The organism is Paenibacillus sp. FSL R5-0519 (assembly GCF_037974275.1).
In the GTDB taxonomy this organism is placed as follows: domain Bacteria; phylum Bacillota; class Bacilli; order Paenibacillales; family Paenibacillaceae; genus Paenibacillus.
The window spans coordinates 6,356,614-6,382,025 of record NZ_CP150234.1 but is presented as its reverse complement, the minus strand read 5'-3'; the positions used below and the strand labels follow the sequence as shown (position 1 = coordinate 6,382,025).

General features: G+C 46.0%; 22 protein-coding genes. 14 read left to right on the top strand and 8 right to left on the bottom strand.

The window, feature by feature from the left end:
• The first annotated feature begins 47 nt into the window (after window positions 1–47).
• The 4 genes from MKY73_RS28695 (at window position 48) to MKY73_RS28680 (ending at window position 4,960) form a co-directional block, all read left to right on the top strand.
• Window positions 48–1,301 (top strand): mechanosensitive ion channel domain-containing protein, encoded by a 1,254-nt coding sequence (locus tag MKY73_RS28695; protein ID WP_339304834.1) that lies wholly within the window; start codon window positions 48–50, stop codon window positions 1,299–1,301.
• A gap of 189 nt (window positions 1,302–1,490) precedes the next feature.
• Window positions 1,491–3,407 (top strand): AraC family transcriptional regulator, encoded by a 1,917-nt coding sequence (locus MKY73_RS28690; protein WP_339304833.1) that lies wholly within the window; start codon window positions 1,491–1,493, stop codon window positions 3,405–3,407.
• A 176-nt stretch (window positions 3,408–3,583) separates the two neighbouring features.
• Entirely contained in the window at window positions 3,584–4,438 is an 855-nt protein-coding gene (locus MKY73_RS28685) for an aldo/keto reductase (protein ID WP_339304831.1), read from the top strand.
• Between the two features lie 342 nt (window positions 4,439–4,780).
• A complete protein-coding gene (locus MKY73_RS28680; RefSeq protein ID WP_339304830.1) occupies window positions 4,781–4,960 on the top strand; it encodes a hypothetical protein in 180 nt (59 codons plus the stop codon).
• 144 nt (window positions 4,961–5,104) lie between these two features.
• Here MKY73_RS28680 and MKY73_RS28675 read toward each other — a convergent pair whose 3' ends face one another.
• A complete protein-coding gene (locus tag MKY73_RS28675; RefSeq protein ID WP_339304828.1) occupies window positions 5,105–8,278 on the bottom strand; it encodes an alpha-mannosidase in 3,174 nt (1,057 codons plus the stop codon).
• A gap of 199 nt (window positions 8,279–8,477) precedes the next feature.
• Here MKY73_RS28675 and MKY73_RS28670 point away from each other — a divergent pair, with 199 nt between their 5' ends.
• Window positions 8,478–9,404, top strand: coding sequence for an AraC family transcriptional regulator (locus MKY73_RS28670; protein WP_339304826.1), 927 nt, complete (start codon window positions 8,478–8,480; stop codon window positions 9,402–9,404).
• A gap of 99 nt (window positions 9,405–9,503) precedes the next feature.
• Here MKY73_RS28670 and MKY73_RS28665 read toward each other — a convergent pair whose 3' ends face one another.
• The 3 genes from MKY73_RS28665 to MKY73_RS28655 all read right to left on the bottom strand — a co-directional run bounded on the left by MKY73_RS28665 (window position 9,504) and on the right by MKY73_RS28655 (window position 11,994).
• Entirely contained in the window at window positions 9,504–10,187 is a 684-nt protein-coding gene (locus MKY73_RS28665; RefSeq protein ID WP_124118298.1) for an ABC transporter ATP-binding protein, read from the bottom strand.
• Window positions 10,187–11,308 (bottom strand): FtsX-like permease family protein, encoded by a 1,122-nt coding sequence (locus MKY73_RS28660; protein ID WP_339304824.1) that lies wholly within the window; start codon window positions 11,306–11,308, stop codon window positions 10,187–10,189. Before MKY73_RS28660 ends, MKY73_RS28665 begins: the two co-directional genes overlap by 1 nt.
• A 119-nt stretch (window positions 11,309–11,427) precedes the next feature.
• Window positions 11,428–11,994 carry a TetR/AcrR family transcriptional regulator gene (locus MKY73_RS28655; protein WP_339304822.1) on the bottom strand — a complete coding sequence of 189 codons (567 nt, stop codon included), beginning with the start codon at window positions 11,992–11,994 and terminating at the stop codon, window positions 11,428–11,430.
• Between the two features lie 238 nt (window positions 11,995–12,232).
• On the opposite strand from MKY73_RS28655, the gene MKY73_RS28650 reads away from it, so the two are divergent.
• Window positions 12,233–13,039: a hypothetical protein gene (locus tag MKY73_RS28650; RefSeq protein ID WP_339304820.1), complete on the top strand. Its 807-nt coding sequence runs from the start codon at window positions 12,233–12,235 to the stop codon at window positions 13,037–13,039.
• 210 nt (window positions 13,040–13,249) lie between these two features.
• On the opposite strand, the gene pdxA is transcribed toward MKY73_RS28650, so the two are convergent.
• The 4 genes from pdxA to MKY73_RS28630 form a co-directional block, all read right to left on the bottom strand.
• Window positions 13,250–14,251: a 4-hydroxythreonine-4-phosphate dehydrogenase PdxA gene (gene pdxA, locus MKY73_RS28645; protein WP_192136204.1), complete on the bottom strand. Its 1,002-nt coding sequence runs from the start codon at window positions 14,249–14,251 to the stop codon at window positions 13,250–13,252.
• Window positions 14,248–15,543, bottom strand: a complete 1,296-nt coding sequence (locus MKY73_RS28640) for a four-carbon acid sugar kinase family protein (protein ID WP_339304818.1) — start codon at window positions 15,541–15,543, stop codon at window positions 14,248–14,250. The genes pdxA and MKY73_RS28640 overlap by 4 nt, the downstream gene beginning before the upstream one ends.
• Before the next feature lie 89 nt (window positions 15,544–15,632).
• A complete protein-coding gene (locus tag MKY73_RS28635) occupies window positions 15,633–16,619 on the bottom strand; it encodes a 2-keto-3-deoxygluconate permease (RefSeq protein ID WP_339304816.1) in 987 nt (328 codons plus the stop codon).
• 167 nt (window positions 16,620–16,786) lie between these two features.
• Window positions 16,787–18,469: a PrpR N-terminal domain-containing protein gene (locus tag MKY73_RS28630; RefSeq protein ID WP_339304815.1), complete on the bottom strand. Its 1,683-nt coding sequence runs from the start codon at window positions 18,467–18,469 to the stop codon at window positions 16,787–16,789.
• Window positions 18,470–18,693: 224 nt separating this feature from the next.
• On the opposite strand from MKY73_RS28630, the gene MKY73_RS28625 reads away from it, so the two are divergent.
• From MKY73_RS28625 to MKY73_RS28590, 8 genes are all read left to right on the top strand, one after another.
• Window positions 18,694–18,912 (top strand): hypothetical protein, encoded by a 219-nt coding sequence (locus MKY73_RS28625; protein ID WP_339304813.1) that lies wholly within the window; start codon window positions 18,694–18,696, stop codon window positions 18,910–18,912.
• Between the two features lie 102 nt (window positions 18,913–19,014).
• Entirely contained in the window at window positions 19,015–19,968 is a 954-nt protein-coding gene (locus MKY73_RS28620) for an alpha/beta hydrolase (protein ID WP_339304812.1), read from the top strand.
• Between the two features lie 197 nt (window positions 19,969–20,165).
• Window positions 20,166–20,867 carry a PspA/IM30 family protein gene (locus tag MKY73_RS28615; RefSeq protein WP_339304811.1) on the top strand — a complete coding sequence of 234 codons (702 nt, stop codon included), beginning with the start codon at window positions 20,166–20,168 and terminating at the stop codon, window positions 20,865–20,867.
• Between the two features lie 68 nt (window positions 20,868–20,935).
• Entirely contained in the window at window positions 20,936–21,967 is a 1,032-nt protein-coding gene (locus MKY73_RS28610; protein ID WP_339304810.1) for a TFIIB-type zinc ribbon-containing protein, read from the top strand.
• Complete coding sequence (locus MKY73_RS28605) at window positions 21,964–22,767, top strand: TPM domain-containing protein (protein WP_339304809.1); 804 nt, start codon at window positions 21,964–21,966, stop codon at window positions 22,765–22,767. Before MKY73_RS28610 ends, MKY73_RS28605 begins: the two co-directional genes overlap by 4 nt.
• 47 nt (window positions 22,768–22,814) lie before the next feature.
• Complete coding sequence (locus MKY73_RS28600; RefSeq protein ID WP_339304808.1) at window positions 22,815–23,855, top strand: SPFH domain-containing protein; 1,041 nt, start codon at window positions 22,815–22,817, stop codon at window positions 23,853–23,855.
• Between the two features lie 251 nt (window positions 23,856–24,106).
• Window positions 24,107–24,334 carry a DUF896 domain-containing protein gene (locus tag MKY73_RS28595; protein ID WP_339308790.1) on the top strand — a complete coding sequence of 76 codons (228 nt, stop codon included), beginning with the start codon at window positions 24,107–24,109 and terminating at the stop codon, window positions 24,332–24,334.
• An 87-nt stretch (window positions 24,335–24,421) separates the two neighbouring features.
• Window positions 24,422–25,378: a ring-cleaving dioxygenase gene (locus MKY73_RS28590; protein ID WP_339304807.1), complete on the top strand. Its 957-nt coding sequence runs from the start codon at window positions 24,422–24,424 to the stop codon at window positions 25,376–25,378.
• Window positions 25,379–25,412 lie beyond the last annotated feature (34 nt).

Genomic DNA, 25,412 nt, shown 5'->3' with positions numbered 1-25,412 from the left:
AATCTGCTCTATAATGATAAGTTCATACTTTGCGTTGGGAGGTAACCATGGACTTTATCCGAAATCAACTAGAAGAAATTGGCATGAGTGAACCCGCTATTGGATATCTGGCGAATGTTATCATGATTGTTTTTATCGCACTAATCTCGATATTGGCGAATGTGATTGCCAAGCGAGTGGTACTGAAGACGGTGCATCGTATTGTAAGTAATAACCGTTTCAAGTGGGGCCACATCGTGGTTCAGAAAAATTTATTTCAGAAGCTGTCGCATCTTGTGCCGGCTATTATTATCTATTATTCGGCTTATATTTTCCCGTCTTATCAGGGCTTAATTGAGAAAGCAGCAATGACCTACATGATTGTCATCATGATCACGGTAATGAATGCTTTGCTTAATGTATTTGATGATATCTATCGTACCTATGAGGTGTCGAAGATTCGCCCAATCAAGAGCTACATTCAGGTAGCCAAGATCGTTCTGTTCATTATCGGGGGCATTATCGTCATCTCCAGCCTGATTGGACAAAATCCGCTCATTATCCTCAGTGGACTTGGTGCATTATCGGCGGTATTAATGCTCGTATTCAAAGACTCGATCCTTGGCCTCGTGGCTGGTGTACAGCTATCGTCGAACGATATGGTGCGTGTTGGTGACTGGATCGAGATGCCAAAGTATAATGCAGACGGGGACGTTATCGACATTACATTGAACACCGTGAAAGTGATGAATTTTGATAAAACGATTACGATGATTCCAAGCTATGCCCTCATATCGGACTCGTTCCGTAACTGGAGAGGCATGCAGGTGTCCGGTGGCAGAAGAATTAAGCGGAGCATCTATATCGACATCAGCAGTATTCGTTTTTGTACGGAAGAGATGGTGGCTGAATTTGAGAAGATTCATTACCTGACAGATTATGTCACTTCCAAACTTAAAGAAATTCAAGCGTACAACATGGAGCACCAGGTGAATACTGAAAGCAACGTGAACGGCAGACAGCTGACCAACGTTGGTGTGTTCCGGGAATATATCCATCAATATTTGAGGAATCATCCGAAGATCAATAAAGATATGACGATGATTGTGCGACAATTAGCACCGGAAGATCGCGGGCTGCCTCTGGAAATCTATGCATTCAGCAATGATATCAACTGGGGTGTATATGAGAACGTTCAGGCGGATATCTTTGACCATATCTTCGCGGTGGCGTCAACTTTTGGACTGCGGGCCTTCCAGAATCCAACCGGACATGACATTGTGCAACTGAAAGAGGATAAACAATTTGCGCGAGAATACTAGGACTTTCATCGAAAAGTGATGCGGTAAAACTATTTCATAATCATTAATCATGATAGATATGAACTCATACTAGCTCTACCTTTTCAAAAATACTATTCATGCATAAGCCATTAACTCATCTGGGTTGATGGCTTTTTGTCTGTGATATAATAGGCATATTTTAAGAACGAAGAAGTAGGGGGAACGTGTATGGATTGGGAAGCTCATATCGAACAGTGGAGCCGAACGGCCGTTAGACTACTGGATATTCGGTATTATCGTGCGGAGCATGGAACTGTTCCTGATCACGATGTAGCGCATAACAGCTTCTTCTTAATCACTACTCATGGAGAGGCTAGGATAAGGATATCAGGCGAGGTCTACCAGACTCATTCAGCATACATATTGCACGGGGGAGCAGATGCTGGGCTAAGTATTATACCGTTGGGACAGGACTTTGCCTGTTATCTGATTTTATATACAGAGTGTGCATCGCCGGAAGATCGAAAGGGTTTCCAGATGACGTATGGGTTTGCACCGTATGCATTACTCCCTGTTCAGGAAAAGTGTGAAGCCATGAACCGTCTGTGGCAAGAACCCGCCTCCATAGACAAGCTACAGGCACAGTCGGTTTTTCTTCCGTTGGTGTACGAGATCATGCGGCAACAGATTCAGACATTGGCTAAAAAGGAAAGCAGCAAACCCAATATCGTCACTGACGCAATCCACTATATTCACGATCACTATAGTAAACCAATTACAGCCGAAGAATTAGCACAGAGATACCATTGCAGCACCAGTTACCTGTCCCGTTTGTTCAAGAACCAGATTGGATTGGGGCCCATCGAATATCTCATTCATGTGCGCGTTCACAGATCGAAGCAGTACCTTCTCAGGTCCGATGCCCGGATCCAGGAAATCGCAAGCAACGTGGGGTATGCGGATATGTATTATTTCAGTCGTTTGTTCAAAAAGCATACCGGTTTATCGCCGCTTCAATTTCGTAAGCAATATCGGCAACCGGTGCAGGTTCAGTATAATCCATTACGCTGGTTAGAATCGTCTATTGTAACCCCTAACTCCGGTTCTCATAATGAGAATGAGACTTATTATCAACGGATTGGGGAAGGGGACACATCCATGTTTAGATTTTCAAGACCAGCCTTTGGGGCGATGATGTTATTATGCACATCCTTGCTTCTAAGCGCTTGCCAGACCAGCAGTACTCCAGGAGCAACGGCTTCCCAGCCAGCTTCATCAGATACGAATACTGCTGTAGCTACAGACAGCGCAGCTGTGGAAACGCGGATATATAAACATCTGAAGGGCGCAACCGATATTCCTGTGAACCCACAGCGAGTCGTCAGCTTCTATCACTTGGGCGAATTGATGGCGCTGGGGGTGAAGCCGGTTGGCACAACGACATATATTTTGGATAACCCACTTATAGATGATACTTCCGGTATTTCAGATGTGGGCGTTCCGCCAGATGCCGAGAAAATCCTGTCACTGGAGCCAGATCTGATTGTGACAACGGAAGCATTCGCAGAAGCTGTGGAAGGCGGGTATGATGCACTGAGTCAGATCGCTCCAACCATTGTTGTCGAGCAGTATAATGACCCGATTAAAGATGTGGAGATGTTTGGGGATATTCTCGGGAAACAAGAGGAAGCACGGTTATGGAATGAGCAATTCAAAGCCAAAATCGCAGCGTACAAAACGAAAATTAGCCCTTATGTTCGTGCGGATGAAACGTATTCTATATTAAACGTGCGTCCAGATGCTCTTTTTGTATACGGAGATACCAATATGGGGGGCAACATTATTTATAAATATCTTGGGTTGAAGCCAGCGGCCAAGGTAGAGTCGGACGTCATTCATGGAGAAACGTGGGAGATTTCCACCGAGGTCATTCCCGAATTTATCGGTGACCGTCTGTTCCTGGCCGTCAATGAGGGAGCTGAGGACAAGCTCAAGGATGTGCAAAAGTTGATTGATGCCTCACCAGCCGGGAAAGCAGGTCACGTATACTCCATTAACTTTGATCAGTTCCTTCCGAGTGACCCTATTGCGGTAGAGAAACAGTTAGACATCATCACAGATTTAATTATTGGAGATGGCAAATAGATGTATATGTCTATGATAGGTCTACCGAGTTGAAGTGTTATTGGATGGTTTAGATGTAAAGGAGTTCGCATTGATTCAAGCCAGCGTGAAGGGGTAGAATAACGAGAGGACGTTTATTTTCTAACAATCTAATCTCGGAACGAAAATCTAACCTTTTGGCAAAGGAGAGTTCTCACATGAACCATCAGATTCCGGAATATACATTGAACGATGGCTTGAAAGTACCTGCAATTGGATTTGGTACCTATAGTCTGAAAGGTGAAGAAGGCGTTAAATCGATCGCATCTGCCATGGATGCGGGTTATCGATTAATTGATACGGCGTATAACTATGAGAATGAGGCAACCGTGGGCAGAGCAATTAAACAAAGCTCCATTGCCAGAGAAGAACTGCTGATTTCCTCGAAGCTGCCGGGGCGTTATCACGCTCAGGATAAAGCACTCGTGGCGATTCAGGAATCATTGTACAGAGCGGATCTGGACTATTATGACCTGTATCTGATCCACTGGCCCAATCCGAAGAAGGACATGTATGTCGAGGCATGGCAAGCACTGATCGAAGCCAAAAAGCGTGGATATATCCGATCCATCGGCGTCAGCAACTTCCTGCCTGAGCACAATGAACGCCTGATTAAGGAGACGGGGGTAGCACCGAGTCTGAATCAGATTGAGCTGCATCCGTTCTTTGACCAAGCTGGTCAGCGGGAACAGGATGCGAAGCATGGCATCGTGAACGAATCCTGGAGTCCGATCGGACGTGGCAATGATGCCGTACAGGATATTCTGAAGGATGAGAACATTCTTCGGATCGCGGAAACGCATGGCAAAACGCCAACCCAGATCATTTTGCGCTGGCATGTTCAGCTGGGCTCTATTCCAATTCCGAAAGCGGGCTCCTTGCAACATCAGCAGGAAAATATCAATATATTTGATTTTGGGTTGAGCACAGAAGAGATGCAGGTCATTTCTGCATTTAATCGTCCGGATGGACGCTTGTGGGATCAGGACCCAAGTGAGTACGAAGAATTTTAAAGAAGGACAAGCAATATCTGCCCAACTTTACAAAGCAATATGAAAAACTTTTCGTGTCACTTGCTGCCAAGTATGGATCAATATGAAATTAAATGTGTTCCAGACTGTAAGTACGATGTGATTAAACGCCATTATAACCTGCGCACCTTTTGGAATAATTATTGGCCCCTCTGGGTTACCAGTGAAATTCCAAAGGGTGTTTTTGATTGAATTGCATCTAGTCATAGCCTGCCTTATCGGGCTATATTAATAACGATAAGAGCATACATCTGTGGAATTCTGGATGGCAAGCAGCATAGCAATGGGGTCATGAGCAGGTTGTTCAGGGGAGGGCGATGTTTAGTGGTGGCTAACTGGTGGTTCGCGCTGATTATTATGGTTGTGGTGAATGGAATTGTAGCCTGGAGTTTATGGACGGGGGAACAAACAAGTAGAAGGGCGAAAAAGTGGTTTTTTATTGTGGCTAATCTTATCGGGCTAGGGATTGCCATCTCTCAATTTTACTGGATGGACTTCAACTAGAATGCAGTGGTGGTATGAGAATATAACGTGTAATACATAGAAAATAAGGAAGGGCTGCTCCCATGTCAGATATGACAGGAGGCAGCCTTTCATTATTGGAGCAATTTAAGGGTTGTTGCAGTTTTCCGGGTTGCGTAAGTTCTGCTATTGTCTCGCAGGAATGCGGAAAGTTAGAATCTCATACGGTTTGATATCAAAAGAAACCCGACCATTTTCCACGGCGCATTCTGCTTCGTTATTCTCAAGTAAATCACACGCGTACGCCGTAGCACTTGCTCCTTCAGGCAATTGCAGGGAAGCACGGCTGCGGCGACCATGTGCTTCATAGAGACGGATGATCATATCATCGTTGTTCTCGGCTTTTTTGATAACCTCCAGCACGACATTATCCTGATCAACCGATGCGAGTGACCACAACCCAGGTAACGTGCCGGTTTGCGATGCAATCTCACGAGCAACCAGCGGACGGTTGAGATCATAAGCAGCTTGGATGACACGTCCTTCACGGAAGTCGCCCTGATGCGGATAGAGCGCGTAGGTGAATACGTGCTGCTCTTTGTCGGCATTTTCATTCGGGTACGTTGCGCTCTTGATCAGTGACAGTCGCATCACCGAGTTATGAATATCATATCCGTATTTGCAGTCATTCAGCAGCGCAGCCCCGTACCCGTTCTCCGCCAGATCGGCCCACTTCTGTCCGCATACTTCAAACCGGGCTTGATCCCAGCTCGTATTACGGTGCGTAGCACGCTCCACATTGCCGTACTGGATTTCGTAGACCGCTTTCTCACTCCAGATATCCAGCGGGAAGGCGGCTTTCAGCAGCAAATGCTCCTGCTTCCAATCCACTAACGTACGGAAATCAATTCGGCGTGTATGCGCGTAGAAGATAATCGTTTGTTCAACGACAGAGTCCAGGAACTGTCGCTTCACTTGCAACACGGAACGCACCGGCCCGCTTTCAACCCACTCCAGTGACTGCAGGTCGTTAATCTCCCACATATGCTGTTCATAATAGTCGTCAATGTTCCATGCCTCATATTCCGCAGGTCGATCCTCGAACACTTGCAGCACATTACCACGCTTGCCAGACTGAAGCAGCTCACGCCCCTCTAGCTTGTCCCATACGGATATGAACTCGGCACGTTCATTCAGTTGAATATCATACCAAGGTGTATGGATGTGGCGCTGATTGGCTTCCCACTGTGCAACTGATACGCCAGCAACAAGTTCGTCTGTCAGATCCGGTATGATTCGGAAGGATTTATACCCGGATGCCGGCACGTTCTCTGCAAGGAACACAAGTCCGCCTTCGGGAGTACGCTGGCTTGGTACAGGACGATCTCCATCATGGACGGTCACTTTTCTCGCAAAAGCAGGCAGTTCAACCACATCTGTTCGTACGAATCCAGTGGTGTTGAATACGACAATGGCTTCGCCATCAGATGTAATTCGGCTTGCAATGCCGTTCAGTGCGCTGTCTTTCAGCTCATCCGTGACACGCAGCACTTCTTCATATTGCTCTTTGGAATCCACATATACCTGCTCAATGGAGCTGCCCGGCAGAATATCATGGAACTGATTCAGCATCGTCAGCTTCCATGCATGCTCCAGTGCATCGGTTGGATAGGCTGCCTGTGCATCCGCCTGACGATGAATCATGGCATACAGCTCGGCATCGGCCAACGCAAATTCGCTATGACGGTTGTACCGTTTGTTGCGGGCCATGGAAGTGTAGGTACCGCGGTGATACTCCAGATACAGCTCACCCGACCAGCGGGGAACGGAAGGCACATCCACCAGATTTTGCTCCAGCTTCTCGAAAAACTCACGTACAAAGGTACGTTTCACCGCAGGCACACCTGGCAATCCAACATCAAGTCGTCTGCCATGCTCCAGCATCTCTTCGGTTGGTCCACCGCCGCCATCTCCGAACCCGAAACATTGCAGAACATCTGCATTAATGTTTTTGTTCTGGTATCGCTGCCACGTGCCTTTGACTTGGGAGGCGTTGAATCGTCCATTATAAGTCGTTTCGAATCGACGTTGTCTGAAATCGGGATGCTTGTCATAGTCTGTCGCTGTGATGAAATGGGTTAGAACTTCAGAGCCGTCAATACCTCTCCAGTACATCGTATCATTCGGAATCTGGTTCGTATCATTCCAGGCAATTTTGGTGGTCATAAAATAATCAATGCCACTCTTGCGCATAATCTGCGGCATCGCTGCACTATAACCAAATACATCCGGCAGCCAGAGCACACGGTTCTCTACGCCGAACTCTTCCTTGAAGAAACGTTTCCCGTATATAATCTGACGGATCATGGATTCGCCGGAGATCAAGTTACAATCGGCTTCCAGCCACATCGAACCTTCGGCTTCCCAGCGGCCTTCGGCTACCTTTTCCTTGATTTTTTCATAGAGAGACGGGTAGTCTGCTTTCAAGTACGCATATAACTGCGGTTGCGAGGACATGAACGTGTATTCTGGGAACTTGTCCATGAGATATAGTACACTCGCGAAGCTGCGAATGACCTTCTCCCGGGTCTGATCCAATGTCCATAGCCATGCCACATCGATATGCGTGTGTCCAATACAGTGAACAGTTGGGATGTGATCACCCGCAGGACGGACATCACCATAGACATGATCTTGCAGATATTGGCGCGCTTCCGGTACTGACGCATGGAATTCTGCGCTGTTCTCCTGACGCAAATCCAGCAGATTCACGGCGTTATTCAGATGTTCGACCAAATTCAGCCGCTCCAGATCATCTTCACGCAGCAGATCCGCCGCATCGAGCGCAGCCTTAAGATCGTAATATAGATCGGTGACAGGCTGATGATGCTCAGCTACATAGACATTGAGAAAGACATCGGCTGCCGAAGTACTACAGTACGCATATAAAGCCAGTTCGAATTCTTCGCCTTTTGCCGCAGCAGGTGTCAGGTCAATTTCCGTATGGTTCACATCCAGACCACAGATCAGTTCCCCATTCAGGAATGCCAGAAATTGCGGATTATCATAGTTCCAGATATCATCCGCACCGGTGACGATGGTACATACGACTTTTTTTCCTTCCATATGATCCGGGATGCGAATCCGGGCTTTGAAGCAGCTGTGTACATCTTTGCCGCCCCAGCCATCACCTTTACGAAATACGTTCCAGGAGGAAGGGTCTTCATGCACCAGTTCCCAGGAGTGGTAACCACTTTCTTTATGATAAAGCTCCGGTATATATGTCTTTGAGGTCAGTCGTGCACGTTCCAAGTGTTTAACTATGGTATGGATCCGAGTATACAAGGAATTCATTTTCATGTTGGTTTCCCACCTTGGTTTGTAGTAAGTACAGGCTGTAGTCGTCGTTGGAGCAAGAATAATGCAAGCGCTAACATATCAACTCTATCATAACAAAGGGGAAAGGGAGCAAACTACGTAATGTATGCTGAAAAAGACGTATTTTTATTGCATTTCATGCTAAAATAAAATCATTAGTATCGGGATAGGAGGCATGTCCATGACAACATCCGTTTTGACATACGAGCAGGGATATGTAATCCATGTCAATCAGCCTGGAGACGAACTCTTTTATCATCTGGATTATGACGAGCGTTCTCATGATCTGAATATGGAGTTTCAGCACTTTCATGATTTCTATGAAGTCTGTATTCTTCTGGATCGTACGGCTGCGCATATTATTGAAGGCAGTTTATATGAGATTCAGCCATTGGATATCGTGCTGCTGCGACCTTCTTTGCTGCATAAGACGCAGTATCCGAAAGGTACACCGCCAAAACGGTTGATGATTAATTTTGCGATGCCTCGCCATATGCCAGGACTTGAGAACGGTTACAATGAACTATTCTCCATTTTTGATGAAGAGGTTCCGATTTTTCGCTTTCCGGAAGAAAGGCGCAAAGAAATCCTCGCGCCCATCAATGACATTTTTGCCATATCCCAGCAGCGCTCTACGCTTCAACCGGTTGTGATCCATCATAAATTTGTAGAGTTTCTGTGTGCCATTCATCATTACGCGGCAGAGAACGGGTATGTGCGAGAAGAGACAGGATCATCGATGTCCCGGCGCATGTATGCCATTGCATCCTATATTCACAGCCATTATCAGCAGGATTTATCTTTGGACGAGGTATCCAGGCGGTTTTATGTAAGTGCCCACCACTTGTCCCGCCAATTCAACAGGGTCACTGGTTTTACCTTCACGGAGTATGTGCAGATGACCCGAATTCGTAATGCCCAGCAATTGCTGCTGAATTCGAGTGAAAAAATTACGGACATTGCTGCACAGTGTGGTTTCGCCAGCTTTTCCCAGTTCAATCGCATCTTCAACAAACAGAGCGGTATGTCACCAAGTGCCTATCGACGGAGCAGACCATCGCAGAGCAAACATGAAATGATGCTTGTGGGTGAACGACAAGCGGAGTGATGGACAGGCTTAAATTGCTAGTTAACGGGCTATTTTTCTGGACAGAAGATTTATAAGAAAATAATAGTTAACGACACGGATAGGATTCAGTCCATATATTTATGATTTGGCTAGGGACAGACCGCCATCATACATCCGATAGACCTTGTCACAATATTCAAGCATACGCTCATCATGGGTAACCATAATGGCCGCTTTTTGGCGTGATTTCACTTCTTGCGCGATTAGACTAACCACTTCATGGGCTCGTTTGGTGTCCAAACTGGCGGTTGGTTCATCGGCCAAGATGATGTTGGGATTATTCATTAATGAACGCGCAATGGCTGTCCGTTGTTTCTCACCACCGGATAACTCTTCGGGAAAACTTTTTAACTTCAAACCCAGCCCCAGTTCTTCCAGCAGTTTGGTGGCAAATGCCTTATCCTCTTTTTTTACCGTTCCCGCCATTCTTTTTACAACTAACAGTTGATCGAGAACATTTAGATAGGGAACTAGATTGGAAGATTGCATAATAAATCCAACTTCTTGCAGCCGTATATTAGATAGCTCTTTCTCCGTAAGCTTCGAAATATGATTTCCGTTTAGTTGAATATCTCCTTCGGAGGCTTTCAGCATGGCCCCAGCAATAGACAAGAATGTACTTTTACCAGAACCAGAAGGTCCAACGACAGCAACAAATTCCCCCGGTTCCACGGATATGGATACATGATCGAGCGCGGTGATCCGATTGTTTCCTTCAGCATAATACATGGTGACTTCCCGCATGTGCAATCCCTTACTCATTATTCAACCCTCCCGAGCGCCTTAAGCGGATCAATCTTCGTAATTTTGCGAACAGATACCAGTGAACTTAACATAGCGATAACCAGCAGGATAATAGAATAATTGAAGACAAGACTGGTCTCCAGCTTAAATGGCATTCCTTTTGGCATAATTGCTGCTGTCCCATAAGTCAGCAAGATTCCAACAACAATGCTAGTCAGCGAAAGGACAAATACTTGCGAGATAATGGCTTTTCCCAAGAAACGGTTACTGGCACCGATCGCTTTCATAATGCCAAACTGGTTGGTCTTTTGCATCGTAATGACATAGAAGAATACCCCGAGTACAAATGCAGAGATCGCGAGCAGAAAGGCAAGCATCATCAGAATCGTTCCGTTCTCTTCTTTGTATCCTGGCATGCCTTGCACAGCTTCCGACCGGGTAACGGTATCCGTACTGGATAACTCTTTATTTATAGCTTCTGGATCAATATTCTCGCCTTGTAACATGATCGCATTAACCGGTCCGGCAATTCCTTTATCTGAACCTGGAGCCGCAAAGGCAATCTTCCGCCATTCAGCCATTGGCGTAAATACGGATGCAACGTGGTTATAGGTCTGATTCTCCACAAATCCGATAATCGTCAATGATTCTGTCGTGCCATCCAGTTGAAAGGTGTCCCCGATATTATAGCCCTCATCTTTTAAGGTCGAATTCACAATTACCCCGGTGGGATTCTCGGAAGACAGGCTTTCACCTTCTACAATAGCTGGCTCCAGGAAGCTTCCTGGGTTAATTCCTATAATCGCTATATCGACTTTATCTTCATTCTTGGTACTCGTTTCTTTCATTGCTGTTGCCATTGAACTACCCATAGGTGATGCAGCATCCACATTAGGAAGTTGTTCCGCCTTCGCCACCAGTTGATCTGACAACAGTGACTTGCTCATGGAAGACTGAGCCCCTTCTTCAAAGATGACATAATCAGCCTTCATGGTCTTGAATGTTGATGCGGCTAGTGTAGACAATCCATTTCCCAGACCGGATAAAATAAATACCAACCATGCCATGAGTACGAAGATAATGATAATCATCAAAAACTTCATTTTACTATGCATTAGCTCCTTCATCGCTAAAAACATGATCTGTTCAACTCCTTCTCTTTTTTTGACACTTGTGTCAAATTAGATGCGCGGCCACGCGGTCTTCATCATTAAACGACATAAATGACACTTGTGTCAAATTAAATCCAAGAACAAAGTTAGCTCTTGGCTCCTCCGATCCACATTTGGAACAGTAGCTTTCCCCAATCAGGCGTAGGGATATTCATCATGTTAGGCGTATTAATCAAGTTGAAGAATACACCAACAAGTACAGGTAGAGGGATATCTTGCCGGAGGGCCTGATCCTGCTGTGCGCGTTCAAATAAGCGTAATAATTGATTTTTGAGGGTCTGATGTGCTTCCTCAATGAATTCAAGATCTCTCGCTGCTGCAGCAGAATTAGTCGTATTAATTTTGCTGGCATCTCCCAGGAGTTGATGGAGCGTCGATTCTTCTGCGTAGATCAGAAGCAGTTGCTCTAGAGCATCCATGGGATCAGTCTCATCAACGGCCAATGAATTCTCCAACACGGTTGCTATTACGCGCTTCATACAAGCAGCAACAATCTCTTCTTTATTAGCGTAATATTGATATATCGTGCTTCGGGCTCCGGAGAGATGCTGTGAGAGCAGCTTGAGATGAAAACCGTCATAGCCGTGCTCCAGAATTAATTTCTTGGTCGTATCCAGTAGCTCTGTTTCGGTAAAAGATTGTTTTCTTCCCATTGAATCTCTTCCTTTTTCTCATCTATAAAATCTGTATTGTATTCATAATACCTTATATGTGTGATGCTTTGGATTTCGCCGATATATATTCAGTTTAACATAACATAAGCTCCTATGTGAGCTGTTATAGATTCACCCCTGTCCCTGTCAGGGTAAAAATAATTACTTCCCATAATGCTTATAACATGTAACAAAGGAGTGAAGATAAATCGTTTATAAAGCAGCACCTTATCTACTTATGTTAGGTATTTTTATCGTCATTTTGGATGGGTTGTGGATCGTGGATGTAGCTGACTCCTATGATCTCTACCCTGGATCAGCATGGGCCCTTTTGGCAATCGGATTATGCATGATGATATTCGCTTATATCATGATTCAGCATAAACGGAAGCAAGAGGCTCCAATGAAGAATGAAATTCAAGAAATACATGCTGAGAGGGTGCCTGCACAGCAATTCGTGAATCGAATGTGGAAAGACCGAGAGGCTGTAGGTGGCAGACTGATTTTGTCTCTCCTAATCATCCATGCAGTTATCGCTGTCTTTCATCTCGGTGTGGCTTTACGTATGCTGCAGATCAGCATATTTGTCGGCATGATTACCTTCTCATTCTTCTACATTCTGAATGATGACAGGGGAGATCTAAAGGAGCAAGAGGAGGATTTGAAGCCTCAAAGTCAATTCATGCAGACCTTTATGCGTCTGATCGATTACAGGCAACACCCTTTCAGCTTAGGGCTTCTTGTGTTTCTAATTATTGTGCTGACGTTTCTGATTACAAAATGGTTCGGGTGGGAGCTCAGTTTTGAAACTGGGGGTAATCCGCGCTATGTCATGAGTCTACCGACTTCTGCCGTTATATTATCAGGTCTAGCCTTTGCTTGCGGACTGATCTATATCAATCAGCATTGTGATTTCTTCGGGCTTCGCCAAACAGATCAGGGTGCATACAGGCTGTTTCAGATTCATTTCTATGAAATTATTGCTTGCGGTGCTTCCTTTTTCATCTGGCTGGGAATTATTATTCTAAGTTGGTTTTTTGCCTAGATGGTTGGGGTTGGATACGGTGGGTGATAAAAATAAGCGTATGTTCCCTTGAGATAGGTTGGCGTGGATGACACATACAAAAAGGCAAACCCTTGAAATTACAAAGGGTTTGCCTTTTTCTTTCTATTTATCGAATACCGACCGATATACCGATACATCTGCAATTGATCTTACGATCAGACTCACGCATGTACCGGATGAATCTTGGTGTTATCCCTGATCCTTCGGTGCCAGCTCAATGGCGGAGCGGATGGCAGCCAGCATGCTTTTGTCATCGGCGATGTTCTTGCCTGCGATGTCGAAGGCTGTACCGTGGTCAACCGACGTACGAATGATTCCGCCCTTCAGACCAACGGTGATGTTCACGCCTTCCTCGATGCCCATTACCTTAATTGGCGCATGGCCTTGGTCGTGATAGCAAGCTACAACGATATCGAAGTCGCCGCGGCCAGCGCGGAAGAAGAGTGTGTCCGCCGGGAGTGGACCAACAACGTTAATGCCTTCCTGCTGCGCACGCTCAATGCCGGGCTGCAGTTTCTCTTCTTCCTCCCCGTTGCCGAACAGTCCGTTCTCTCCGGCATGAGGATTGATTCCGCATACGGCTACGCGCGGATTCTCAAAGCCTGCTTTTTTCAGCGTATCATGGGCAAGCTTCACAACGGTGTAGGTTCTTTCCGGGTTGATACTCGCGATGGCATCAATCAGACCCATGTGTGTCGTCAGGTGAATGACTCTCAGATTGGGCGTGGTCAGCATCATCGAGAAGTCCTGTGTATCCGTCAGATCCGCCAGAATTTCGGTATGTCCTGGATACAGGTGCCCTCCTTGATGCAGGGCTTCTTTGTTCAAAGGTGCTGTGCAGATGGAGTGAATCTGGTGTTTTTTGGCCAGATCAATGGCTTTGGCGAGAAACTGGAATGCTGCATCCCCAGCCACGGCAGATACTTTGCCGTATTCCAAGTCCGCAGGGACAAGGTTCAAATCAATCACATCTACAGTACCGAATTCATACTTGGCTTCGGAAGGCTCTTGAATCGCGTTAACGTTCAGACTTGAGCCGATGATCGGCAGTACGCGCTCCAGAATCTTCGCATCACCAATCACGAGTGGGTTGCACTGATCATACATCTCTTGATGACCCAGTGCTTTCATAATAATCTCCGGTCCAATACCTGCTGCGTCGCCCATCGTAATTCCTATTGTAGGTTTCATACAAGAATACCTCCTTTTAATTTTTGAATCGCATGGATAAAGACATCGGGTTTGCCGAATCCGCCTGCTTTGGTAATCACATGCAGATCATCAATGCCTATAAACTTGGAGATCGGCACGCCGATTTCAAGCTCATCCAGCAGCTCGAAGCCGCTAATATTCCATTTCAGACAGATTTGTTTTGCCGTATCGCCGCCCGTCATGGATACCCCTTTGAAAAGTCCCTCTTCCAATAGTCTGGCACAGATCTCACCCATCGCGAGTACAATTTCATTGCTGACTTCGGTGTGATTAAGTCCCCGAACTTCGCCCGTGGCACGAGCCAATTCAATATCAATCTGTTCAGCGGTGGAATAAAGGACGACATCTTGTCCTTCCAGCGCTTTGTCGCGGACCTCGTTATAGACACGTTCCATCTCTTCCGCGCGGTCTGCGGCTGCGGATACCGCTTTGAAGGAATGGAAGGAGACAGAAGCTACGCGCGATTTGCGCAGCAAGCGACTCAACTGCTCGCGCGAATTTTTGTTTACACTGCCCACCACCGTCAGGATTGGACCCGGATTCTCGGGTATGGTTAGCGCGGTAGACTTGGATTCAAGTGCAAAGTGAGCAGGGAGGTAGTTGGCAATACCGGCTGAGCCTGCCCAGGCAAAGGTATAATCCAACTCGCGAGTCATCTGTAGAACGAGCTCCAGATGGCTTTCCTCGGTGGAGTCCACCAGGACGTATGGAGTATTGTTTTCCTTCAACTGTTTCAGCTTGGCACAAAGATGATGCTGGCCGGCTTCCAGATCGGCGACGGTGATCTCGCCAACTTCGTACTTGGTTTGAAGTTTCAATAAGTCCGGAAGGTAGGAAATCGTTACAGGTGTCTTCGGATCATGGGCAATTTCAGTATCTGCCAGTGGAACGCCGTTCAGGTAATGAATTCCCTCCAGAATAGTCCGGTTATTTTTCGGATATCCTGGAGCAATCATCATAAAATCAGGCTTAACTACATCATACACAGCATCAATCTCGATACCGATATTGCCGCGCATGGTGGAGTCCATCTTTTTGAAAATCGTCTCAAATCCATTGTTCGTTAGCAATTCAGCAGCCCGATATACACGTTCATACGCTTCCTGCGGGGATATGGAACGACTATCTGTATCAAAGACGACAGCATCGTATTGTGTAAGAGGTTCTTCATTCATATTAAAAAGAACACTGGTCTTCAAGCCATGGCGGGCAAGCTGCACCCCGCTGTCATTGGCACCGGTCAAATCATCTGCAATAATGGCTAATTTCATGCAGTCATCCCTCCTTGTGAGCACAATTTTATAAAAAGTCCGTTCGGATTAGAGTGTCAATTAAATTCATCAGATCAGATCAAAACCATTTATGTGGTTGGTCGTTCATTATATTTGGCGACTCCGCCTGATTTCTCCAGTCGTTTGGAGAGGAACCCGATGAAGATCGGTAACAGGATGGCTGTCGTTACAACGCTCGCCGCAATCTGTACCGTAGCAATCTCGGCAATCGGGCCAAATGAAGCATTAGCAGCCACGATGGCAGCAGGTGTACCTACCGCATTCCCGGCAGTTGAACCTTCGGAAGCACCAACAATCGGGTTCCAGCCAATGGCTCTGAACAACAGGAATCCAATTCCGCCGGTAAGGAGCACGGTTAGAACACCAAGCAGAATTCCGCCAAGTCCACCTTGGATGATCGAAGAGAAGTTGATCCCCATACCCAGTGAGAAGGCGAAGAATGGAACAAGTTTGTCACTGCCTTTGTGCAGCCACTCCGCCAGATTGCGGTCCAGATTACCAATAATGACACCAACGATGAGCGGAAGCAATACTGCGACAAAGGACATTGGGGAGAACATGCCGTTCGCAAAGCCCATTGCACCAAAGATCGAGAGCGCTACCATCGTCAGGAACGGACCATCACTTAGTGCGAGGAACGGGTAAGCTGCCTTGTCATCTTCTTTACCGTATTGACCAGCGAGTGCGATGTAAAGACCACCGTTAGAGTTGGTCATCGCAGCGATAATGGCAAGTGGAGCGAGTCCCAGGAATAAGCCGCTTGAATCCGCAAACAAAATTGCGATAAAACCGAGGGCTGCACCAATCCCCCATTTGAACGTAAGCAAGGTCAAACCTTTACCGACAGAGGAGCCTGCCGTTTTGAACGTAATCTGTGTACCGGCAATTAACAGGAACAGCGCAATCAGCGTACTGGCACTGTTAACGAAGAGAGCTTCCGTGAATCCGCCAATGCGCAGAGCATTCGGGAAGAATGTATTGATCGTTGCACCAAGCAGCAGGGGGACAACCATCATACCGCCAGGGATGCGATCTAAAGTTGCTTTAATGTTCATAGTAGTTAGCTCCTTATGAAGTAATCGTTTTTATGAAGCGCTTGCAGGGATTATATTATCCCATATTGTTTAATATAGCAACAATAAATTATTGTAAATTTTAAATAATTATCACGGTGTTTAAAAATGCAACACAACAAGGCGATAAAAAAGACGCAAACTTAAAGTTAATCTTTAAGTTTACGCCATAATGTGGCCCGGTTAATCCCCAGACGCTCCGCTGCCTTCGATTGATTGTTGTTTTCCTCCTGAAGCACAATCTGAATCACTTCTTTTTCGATCTCCTTCAGCGTGCCGTTCAACTTCATTGCGCTAGAAGAAGGTTGCTGATCCAGCAAGCGGGATAAGGTAGCGGTGGAGATGACATACTCCTGCTCATTGAGTGCAGCCTGCTTGATCAGATGTTTCAGTTGGTTGACATTCATATGTGTGATCTGTTCTTGGATCAGCTGCAGTGCATCTTCTTTTATTCTAACCGCAGTAGTTCCGTACTTCTGGTAATATCCCGTAAGAAAATGCTGCATCAGTGGGGCCAGATCTTCTGGTCTATCCGCAAGATTTGGCATCATGATTGTATTAAGCTCCAGATCAAGTGACCAATGTGGGTTCAATGCCTGCTCCCCAAGTATAAACACCCCAATCCGGTTATGAAGGCAGCTCTGGATAAAGGAGAGCAACTCCGGATCTTCCATACGTGTCTCCATGTGGTTAATCTCTACATTTCGAACCTTGGCGAGTGGTATCTTGTGCAAATGACCGGAAGGCACTTGTGAGAGATCGATCTGTAATAACAGTCCGCCGGCAGAGTACATCTGATGAATATGTTTGACTAGAAAAGATTTACCGGAATCCGCTTCACCTAGCAGATAGATCGGTTCATGGTTCTCATAAAGTGCCCGAATGTTCTTTAATACCGCCTGCATGGCAGGGGATTCGGCAACGATAGGCTCCATCGATGCGTCCGTGAACGTTGTTATGCCGAATTGTGCAAAGGCATAGGGTTGTCCTTTTTCCAGCATGTATACCTTGAAGTTCTTGTTGTCCAGGGTCGTTTCATAGGCGTTAACCGTGAGCTGGTAATCGTCCACCATGAACACATTTTGGACCTGGGATTGGTGGAATTCCAGACTCGTGTTGGTCAGATACATGTGATTTTCGGTCAGCGGATTGTTCTCAAAGTCGGTCAGGTTCTCGAATACGACTTCATTCCGTTCATTTAAAATAAGCAAATTCGGATGTTCCCGTGTAACCAGGTCATTCAGTATGATCGATATCGCATGATTTTTGCTCAAATAACGGTAGACCAACTGCGCATCTGCCATCGCTCTAAGGATGGATTCTTGACCGGACTGGATTAACAATCCCTCCAGACCATAAGTCTTCGCGGTGTTGACGGTGATCACATCCCCGACAATCTGGCGGTACCCGGAAGCTTTCAACTCAAGGAGCAATCGTGCCACATCTTCCGAGCTATGTATGGTATAGACCTTGAGAGGCAGATCCATCAGATCAATAATCGATTGTGCACCAGAGGTGATGTTGGAGAAACCAACGATGGCCGTCTGACCGTTAAACTGGCTTGCAAGGGTAAGTGAACGAATCATATCATAACCCGATAACTGCACATCAATGACGGGAATGGTGACTGCTTTTTTAATCAATTGGGCGGTACCACCGCGGCTGATGATAATCTCTGCACCGTTTTTTTCAGCTTGGGTTGCTAGCTCCACACCTTTCGCCAAGTCGCCCACGTCTGTCTGAATGGTTAACTGGGGAAAACGGGGAATGCACTCTTGTATAATAGGAATCATCGATTCGTAGGGAGCAATAAAGTGAACTCGTGTACGCATAATTTTCCTGCCTTTATCGAAAACTTTGATCCCCTTATTATAGCCAACTTGCGAAGGAATGGCACCTATGGGGGGAATCAACACTGTAATGTCTGCAAAATGGCTATGGATATGGCTTAACTCACCAAGTGAAATGTGATGAAGTGCACTGAATCGAATCCTTAACTATTTCAAAATTAATGGATCATTGCACACGCTAAGTATAGAGAAATGAGGAGTTTTATATGGGAGACATTCATAAAGTAGCTGAGCCAGATCACATCATTAAGGATGTTGTCGCAAAGTTCCCGTGCAGAGTCCTGTGGAGTGAGGGCCGTCCATGTCTGGAATATCAACGGGAAGAGGATTTAGCCCAGATCGAAGAATACATCCGTACAGTGTACAATGTTGAGCTGTTGGATGTGTTTTTCACCGCGGTGGAGTGCCTTCCGGTTGAGCTATAGATCGGTCAAGTATGATGATTTAGGCAAAGGGTTAAAGCGCCATACACCTTCCAAAATACATGGTAAAATAAATAGAAATGTTTATTATTTTGGAGGGAGCTCATGAGAATTGTGTTGAAGAGATTTGGGTATGGCGCCTTGGCAACATTAGGTATCATATTATTGTTCATTATAATTAGTTACACGAATCATACGATTAAACTCAGGAGTGAGTTGGCTATTCTGTCGCCACCAGGTGTAAAAGTTAACGTAAATAATCACCAGATGCACGTCTATACCGAAGGCGCTGGATCACAAACGTTGGTCTTTCTGTCGGGTGGTGGCACATCCGCACCTGTATTGGATTTTAAAGCGCTCTACTCCAGATTGTCGGAACAATACAAAATTGCTGTGATTGAGAAGGCAGGCTACGGCTTCAGTGAAACGGCGAAGGTGTCCCGTGATATAGATACGATATTGGAAGAAACCAGAACAGCTCTGACTTTGGCGGGTCAGAATCCACCGTATGTTTTGTTCCCACATTCCATGTCAGGCATTGAAGCCCTATATTGGGCACAACGGTATCCAAACGAAGTGAAGGCGATCATTGGGTTGGATCCTACCATTCCAGAAGTATATGAAGCATATCCTTTGCCCTCGAGCGGTATGATGAGCCTTACAAGTTTGGGAGCACGAATGGGGATTACGCGCTTTTTCCCTGGGATTGTGGATTCATCCGCTGCAATTAAGGAGAATCATCTGTCTACTCAGGAAGAGGTAATGTATCGGGCATTGTTCTACAAGAACACCCAGACATCGAACATGAATGAAGAAGTTAGAATGATTAAACAGAATGCAGCAAAGGTTGCAAAGCTAGGAATTCCGGAGGTGCCGATGTATTTTTTCATATCTAATGGAGAAGAGTTACCCGTTGAGAATTGGCAAACGTATCTAATAAGTTATATCGAGTCTGTGAAGATGGGACAATATCAGATTTTAGATGGCGGTCATTACATACATAATACAGATCCAGATCGGATCGCAGAGGAGAGCATGAAATTCATTAACGAACTGTGAATGGGGAAGAAGAGAGTTAGGAGAGGGTTTTCGGATCATGAGACGACACTACAGGTGCTCGTCTTTTCTTATTTTGCGCTATGATCGTGTGAATTTGGATCGTATGGACTCCACTTGCCATCGTGAAATGTGAAACGTATGTGGGCGTATTCATGTATTATAGTATACATATGAACTTTTCGGAGGAGGAACACGTAATGGGAATCTTATCGAGGTTTAGAGACGTAATGAAAGCGAATGTGAACCACATGCTGTCTCGGGCAGAATACCCGGAGAAGAGCGTGAATGAGTATATGCGCAACCTGAGCAGTGATCTGGGGCAGGTGAAGGCCGAGACGACGGCGGTGTTGTCAGATGAGAGCCGGGCGAAGCGGGCACTGGATGAGTGCAGCGCCGAGGTTAAGAAGTTACAGCGGTACGCGGAGAAATCGGCGGAGTCGGGAGACGAAGATAAGGCACGTGGTTTTCTGGAGAAGAAAGTGAAGCTGGTTGACAAATTGAACGAATTACAGGCTGCCTATGAACGGGCTTCTGCCAAAGCCAAGATGATGAAGCATATGAACGATAAGCTGGTTGCCGATCTGGGGCAACTGGAAGCGCGGCATGCCGAACTGAAGGGTCACATGGCAGATGCGAGGGCGCAGCAACAGACCAATGAACGGAATGCATCTGCGGGCAAGGCTGATGCCGCATTGAAGGCCATGGAAGACAAGGCCAACCAGGCATTGAACGAAGCAGAAGCATTGGCAGAACTGCGTGCTGGAGCACAGGAAGATGATCTGGACGAATTAATCGCCCAGCTTGAGAGGGACATGAACGCAGATGCGGGTAATAATGAACATGCTTCCCCAAGTGCGGATGAAGAACTCGCAGCGATTCAGGAGAAGCTGAAGAAGTGAGTGTAACGTGTACATTACAATGTAGAGGACAGAAAATAATCATATTTCGTTAACATTGAGGTGAGCAGATGCCGGTTATTGAATATAAATGTCCAAACTGCGGCAGTGGTATGATCTTTGACAGTGTGTCAGGTGCACTATCCTGTCCCAGCTGCGGCCGCCAGGACAACATAGAGCAGATCCCCGATCCATTGAAGAGACAAGTATTCACGGAAAATGAGGTCAAGGAATACCACTGTAACAGCTGCGGAGCTGACATTGTGACAGAGCCGGAGACGAGTGCGACGACATGCAGTTTCTGCGGTGCAGCGGTTGTACTCAGTGATCGGCTGACGGGCAATCTTGCCCCCGCGATGGTGATTCCCTTTTCGATCAACAAGGATCAAGCCAAACAGGCTTTCAAAAAGTGGTGCAAAAACGGCTTGTTAACGCCAAGTGGCTTCATGTCCGCCGATCGAATTCAGAGCATTACCGGCATGTACGTACCGTTCTGGTTGTATGAGTTACATAACAAGATCGAAGTGCATGGCCGTGGCACCAAGGTCAGATCCTACACCCAGGGTGACTACCATTACACGGAAACACAGCATTTCGATATATATCGCAGAATTCGGCTGAATTACGTGAATCTGCCCATTGATGCATCGGAGAAAATGAAAGATGAACTGATGGATAAGCTGGAGCCTTTTCCATATAATCAGCTGAAATCGTTCAAGACCCCGTATCTGGCGGGGTACATTGCGGAAAAATATAGCTATACGGACGAGGAACTTTTTCCACGGGCCAAGGATAAGACGAGATCTTACATTGATTCTTATATTGCCTCAACCGTATCTGGTTATAGCAGCGTGAGCTATACAGATAAACAGATTGATACCACGCTCAAACATGCGGACTATGTGCTGCTCCCGGTGTGGATGGTCAACTATGACTACAATCGGGCACAGTATACCTTTGCCATGAATGGACAGACAGGTAAAGTGGTCGGTAAACCGCCAATCAGCAAAGCCAAAGTGGCCGGATGGTTCGCAGGAGTATCTGCGGTCTCGTTGCTGTCATTGAAGTTGGTTTCCTGGATGATGGGAGGTGGATTCTTATGAGAAAAAGAACCCCTCTTGTCATCGTGATGGCTACGCTCATTTTACTTATGATAACGCTTGTCGCTCCGTTGATTCCCATGTCATCGGCATCCGCAGCGGAGAGCAAAAATCTCATCTACGATGAGGCCAACCTGCTAAGTGAACAGGATAAGGTTGAGCTGAATGCACTTGCGAATCAGTATGGCGCTGAACGGCAGACGGACTTTGTTATTTTGACAACAAATAATATAGAGAATCAGGATGTTGTGCTTTTAACAGAAGATTTTTATGATAAGCAGGGGCTAGGGTACGATAAGAAATTTGGTAATGCTGTCATATTGACGATGGATATGAATAATCGCGAAGTGTACCTGGCTGGATTTTATAAGGCAAAAGAATATCTGAGTGATCAGCGGCTGGATTCTATCCGTAACCGGATTACCTCTGAATTGTCCAGTGGGGATTATAAACGTGCATTTGAGAAATATATTGAGCTCTCATACAAATATATGGGGTATGAACCTGGTGTTAATCCGAACAATATTTTGTTTAACGGATGGTTTCAGTTAGGAGTCTCGGTCGTTCTTGGGGGAATTGTTGTTGGTATTATGACCTATCGTTCCGGCGGACGTGTCACAGTCAATCGTGCGACATATGAGGATTCAAGCAATTCTAGTGTAATAGATCGTCAGGATCGTTATATCCGTACAACTGTAACCAAGCGCAAAATCGAGAAGAACAATAACAACGGTGGCGGAGGAGGCGGCGGAGGTACATCGCGAGGTGGCCACTCACATAGTGGAAGTAGAGGATCATTTTAATAACTACTTAGTATACGGATGTTCTAATAGAAGGGATGGGAACAAGTATGGGATTTTTCAGAAATCAGTTTTCGAATGTGGTGGAATGGGAAGAGTTCAGAGATGACATGATATTTTGGAAGTGGAGCAACCGGGAGATCAAGAAGGGCAGTAAACTTATCATCCGTTCGGGTCAGGACGCGATCTTCCTGAATAACGGTAAAGTGGAAGGGATTTTTGAGGACGAAGGATCGTTTAATATCGATTCCGAGATCATTCCGTTTCTTTCTACCTTAAAAGGGTTCAAGTTCGGATTCAACAGCGGCATGCGAGTCGAAGTATTGTTTGTAAATACCAAAGAGTTTACCGTGCGCTGGGGCACGCAAAGTCCGGTATTAATTCCGACACCACAACTCCCGGGTGGAATGCCGATTCGGGCCAACGGTACGTTTAACTTCAAAGTGAGTGACTACGTGACCCTGATCGATAAGATTGCAGGCATCAAGCAGAGTTATCTGGTGGAGGATGTCAAAATCCGAATTACTTCCGTGCTGGATCAGCTTCTAATGAAGTGGATTAGCCGTGAAGGGAAAGACATGTTCAACCTTCAGGCCAATGCATCGGATATTGCCAAAGGGATTCAGGAAGACCTGGATATGCAGATGATGGACATTGGCATTGGGATTACCGGTTTCCAGGTAATGAGCTTCAATTATCCGAAAGAGATTCAGGATATGATTACGAAGACCGCTTCGCATGAGATGATTGGTAATCTGCAAAAGTATCAGCAGGTCAGCATGACAGACGGCATCTCATCCGGTAAAGTACAGGGCGGCGGCGCGGCCTCGGATATGGCAGGCATGATGATGGGTATGAACATGGCCAATGAAATGATGAAGAACATGAACCAGAACCAAAATCAGAACAACAACAATGCCAATTCGTCTCAGAATCAGAATGCCGACCAGAAGTCAGCAGGGAATAGCAACGGTGATGCAGGTAACTCTCCATCTACAGAGGGCAACAAGAAGCCTAACTTCTGTCCGAACTGTGGAGCCAAGAATGAAGGAGCCAACTTCTGTCCAAACTGTGGTCAAAAGCTGGGCTAATAAAATAAACACAGGTAGGGGTTAGGTTCGCAGGAAGTGAAATTACTGCGGAGCTAGCCCTTTTTTTGTTAGGATGCAGAGTTATAACAACAGGGTGATGAGCGGCAAGTCAATTCATTTATTTTAGTTTAGATAAAACAGTTGACAATCAATCACAAATCATTTATCTTTAAATTAAGATATTTAATTTGAATATAAAAACCAACACAAACAAATATCTTTAATCCATTACATGAGGAGCGATCAAGATGATGATCCCAACATTGACCAGAATTAATGAACTTGCAAGAAAAGCCAAAGAGGGCGGATTGACGGAGATGGAGAAAGAGGAACAGGTTAATCTTCGCCAGGAATATCTGCAAACTTTTCGCGGTTCGGTCAACGACATTCTCTTGAATGCAACCATCTATGATCCGAACGGCGATGACGTGACTCCTGATAAATTGAAACAAGAACAAGCCAATCAAAGTAACAACTAGAATATCATTCACCAGACCATATATCTTAATTTAAAGATAATACAAACTTACTATAAACAAGCTTACCAAACCAAGGAGGAATTAATCATGACTATTCAAACAGCAGGTATCCACCATATTACAGCTTTCGCAGGGGATCCACAGGCCAACGTTGACTTTTATGCCGGAGTTCTGGGACTTCGTCTCGTGAAAAAAACAATCAATTTCGATGCACCTGATGTATACCACCTGTATTTTGGAGACGAACACGGAAGCCCAGGTACCATCATTACCTTCTTCCCATCCGCTGGATCACCACGGGGCAAAATTGGCGGAGGCCAGGTCGGCATCACTTCCTATGTCATTCCTCCTGGGTCGATTGACTTCTGGCAGAATCGGCTGGAACAGTATAACATTGAGGTAACTCAGACAACTCGCTTCAATGAAGAGCTGCTTCAATTCGAAGATAGTGAAGGCCTGCGGCTTGAGCTTGTTGAACGGGAAGAGGGAGCAAACAGCACTTGGGCACACGAAGGAATTCCAACAGATCAAGCGATCAAAGGTTTCGGTGGTGCTGTCTTGTTCAGTGTTAATCCGCAAAGAACGATGGATGCTCTTGAGAAAATTTTAGGATTCGTCAGAATCAGTGAAAATGAAGAGTATGTGCGTTTCCGGTCCAGCGGGGATATCGGTAATGTTGTAGATGTTCCAGTGACCCGCATGGCTTTGGGGATGGGCGGCGCAGGAACTGTGCACCATATTGCATGGCGCGCCACAGATGACGTGGAGCATGCACAGTGGAGTGAAGCTGTACGTGATTACGGGTATCAACCGACTCCAGTTCGGGATCGTCAGTACTTTAATGCGATCTACTTCAGAGAAGCTGGCGGTATTCTGTTCGAGATTGCTACTGATCCTCCGGGCTTTGCCAAAGATGAACCTGCGGATTCGCTCGGACAAAAATTGATGCTGCCAGAGTGGTTCGAGAAATACCGTCCTCAAATCGAGGACAATCTGCAACCGATCGCGGTAAGAACGCTCGTACCTGCTACAACTGCAAAATAATAAGAGTGCTATTACTATAAAATCAAAGGAGCAA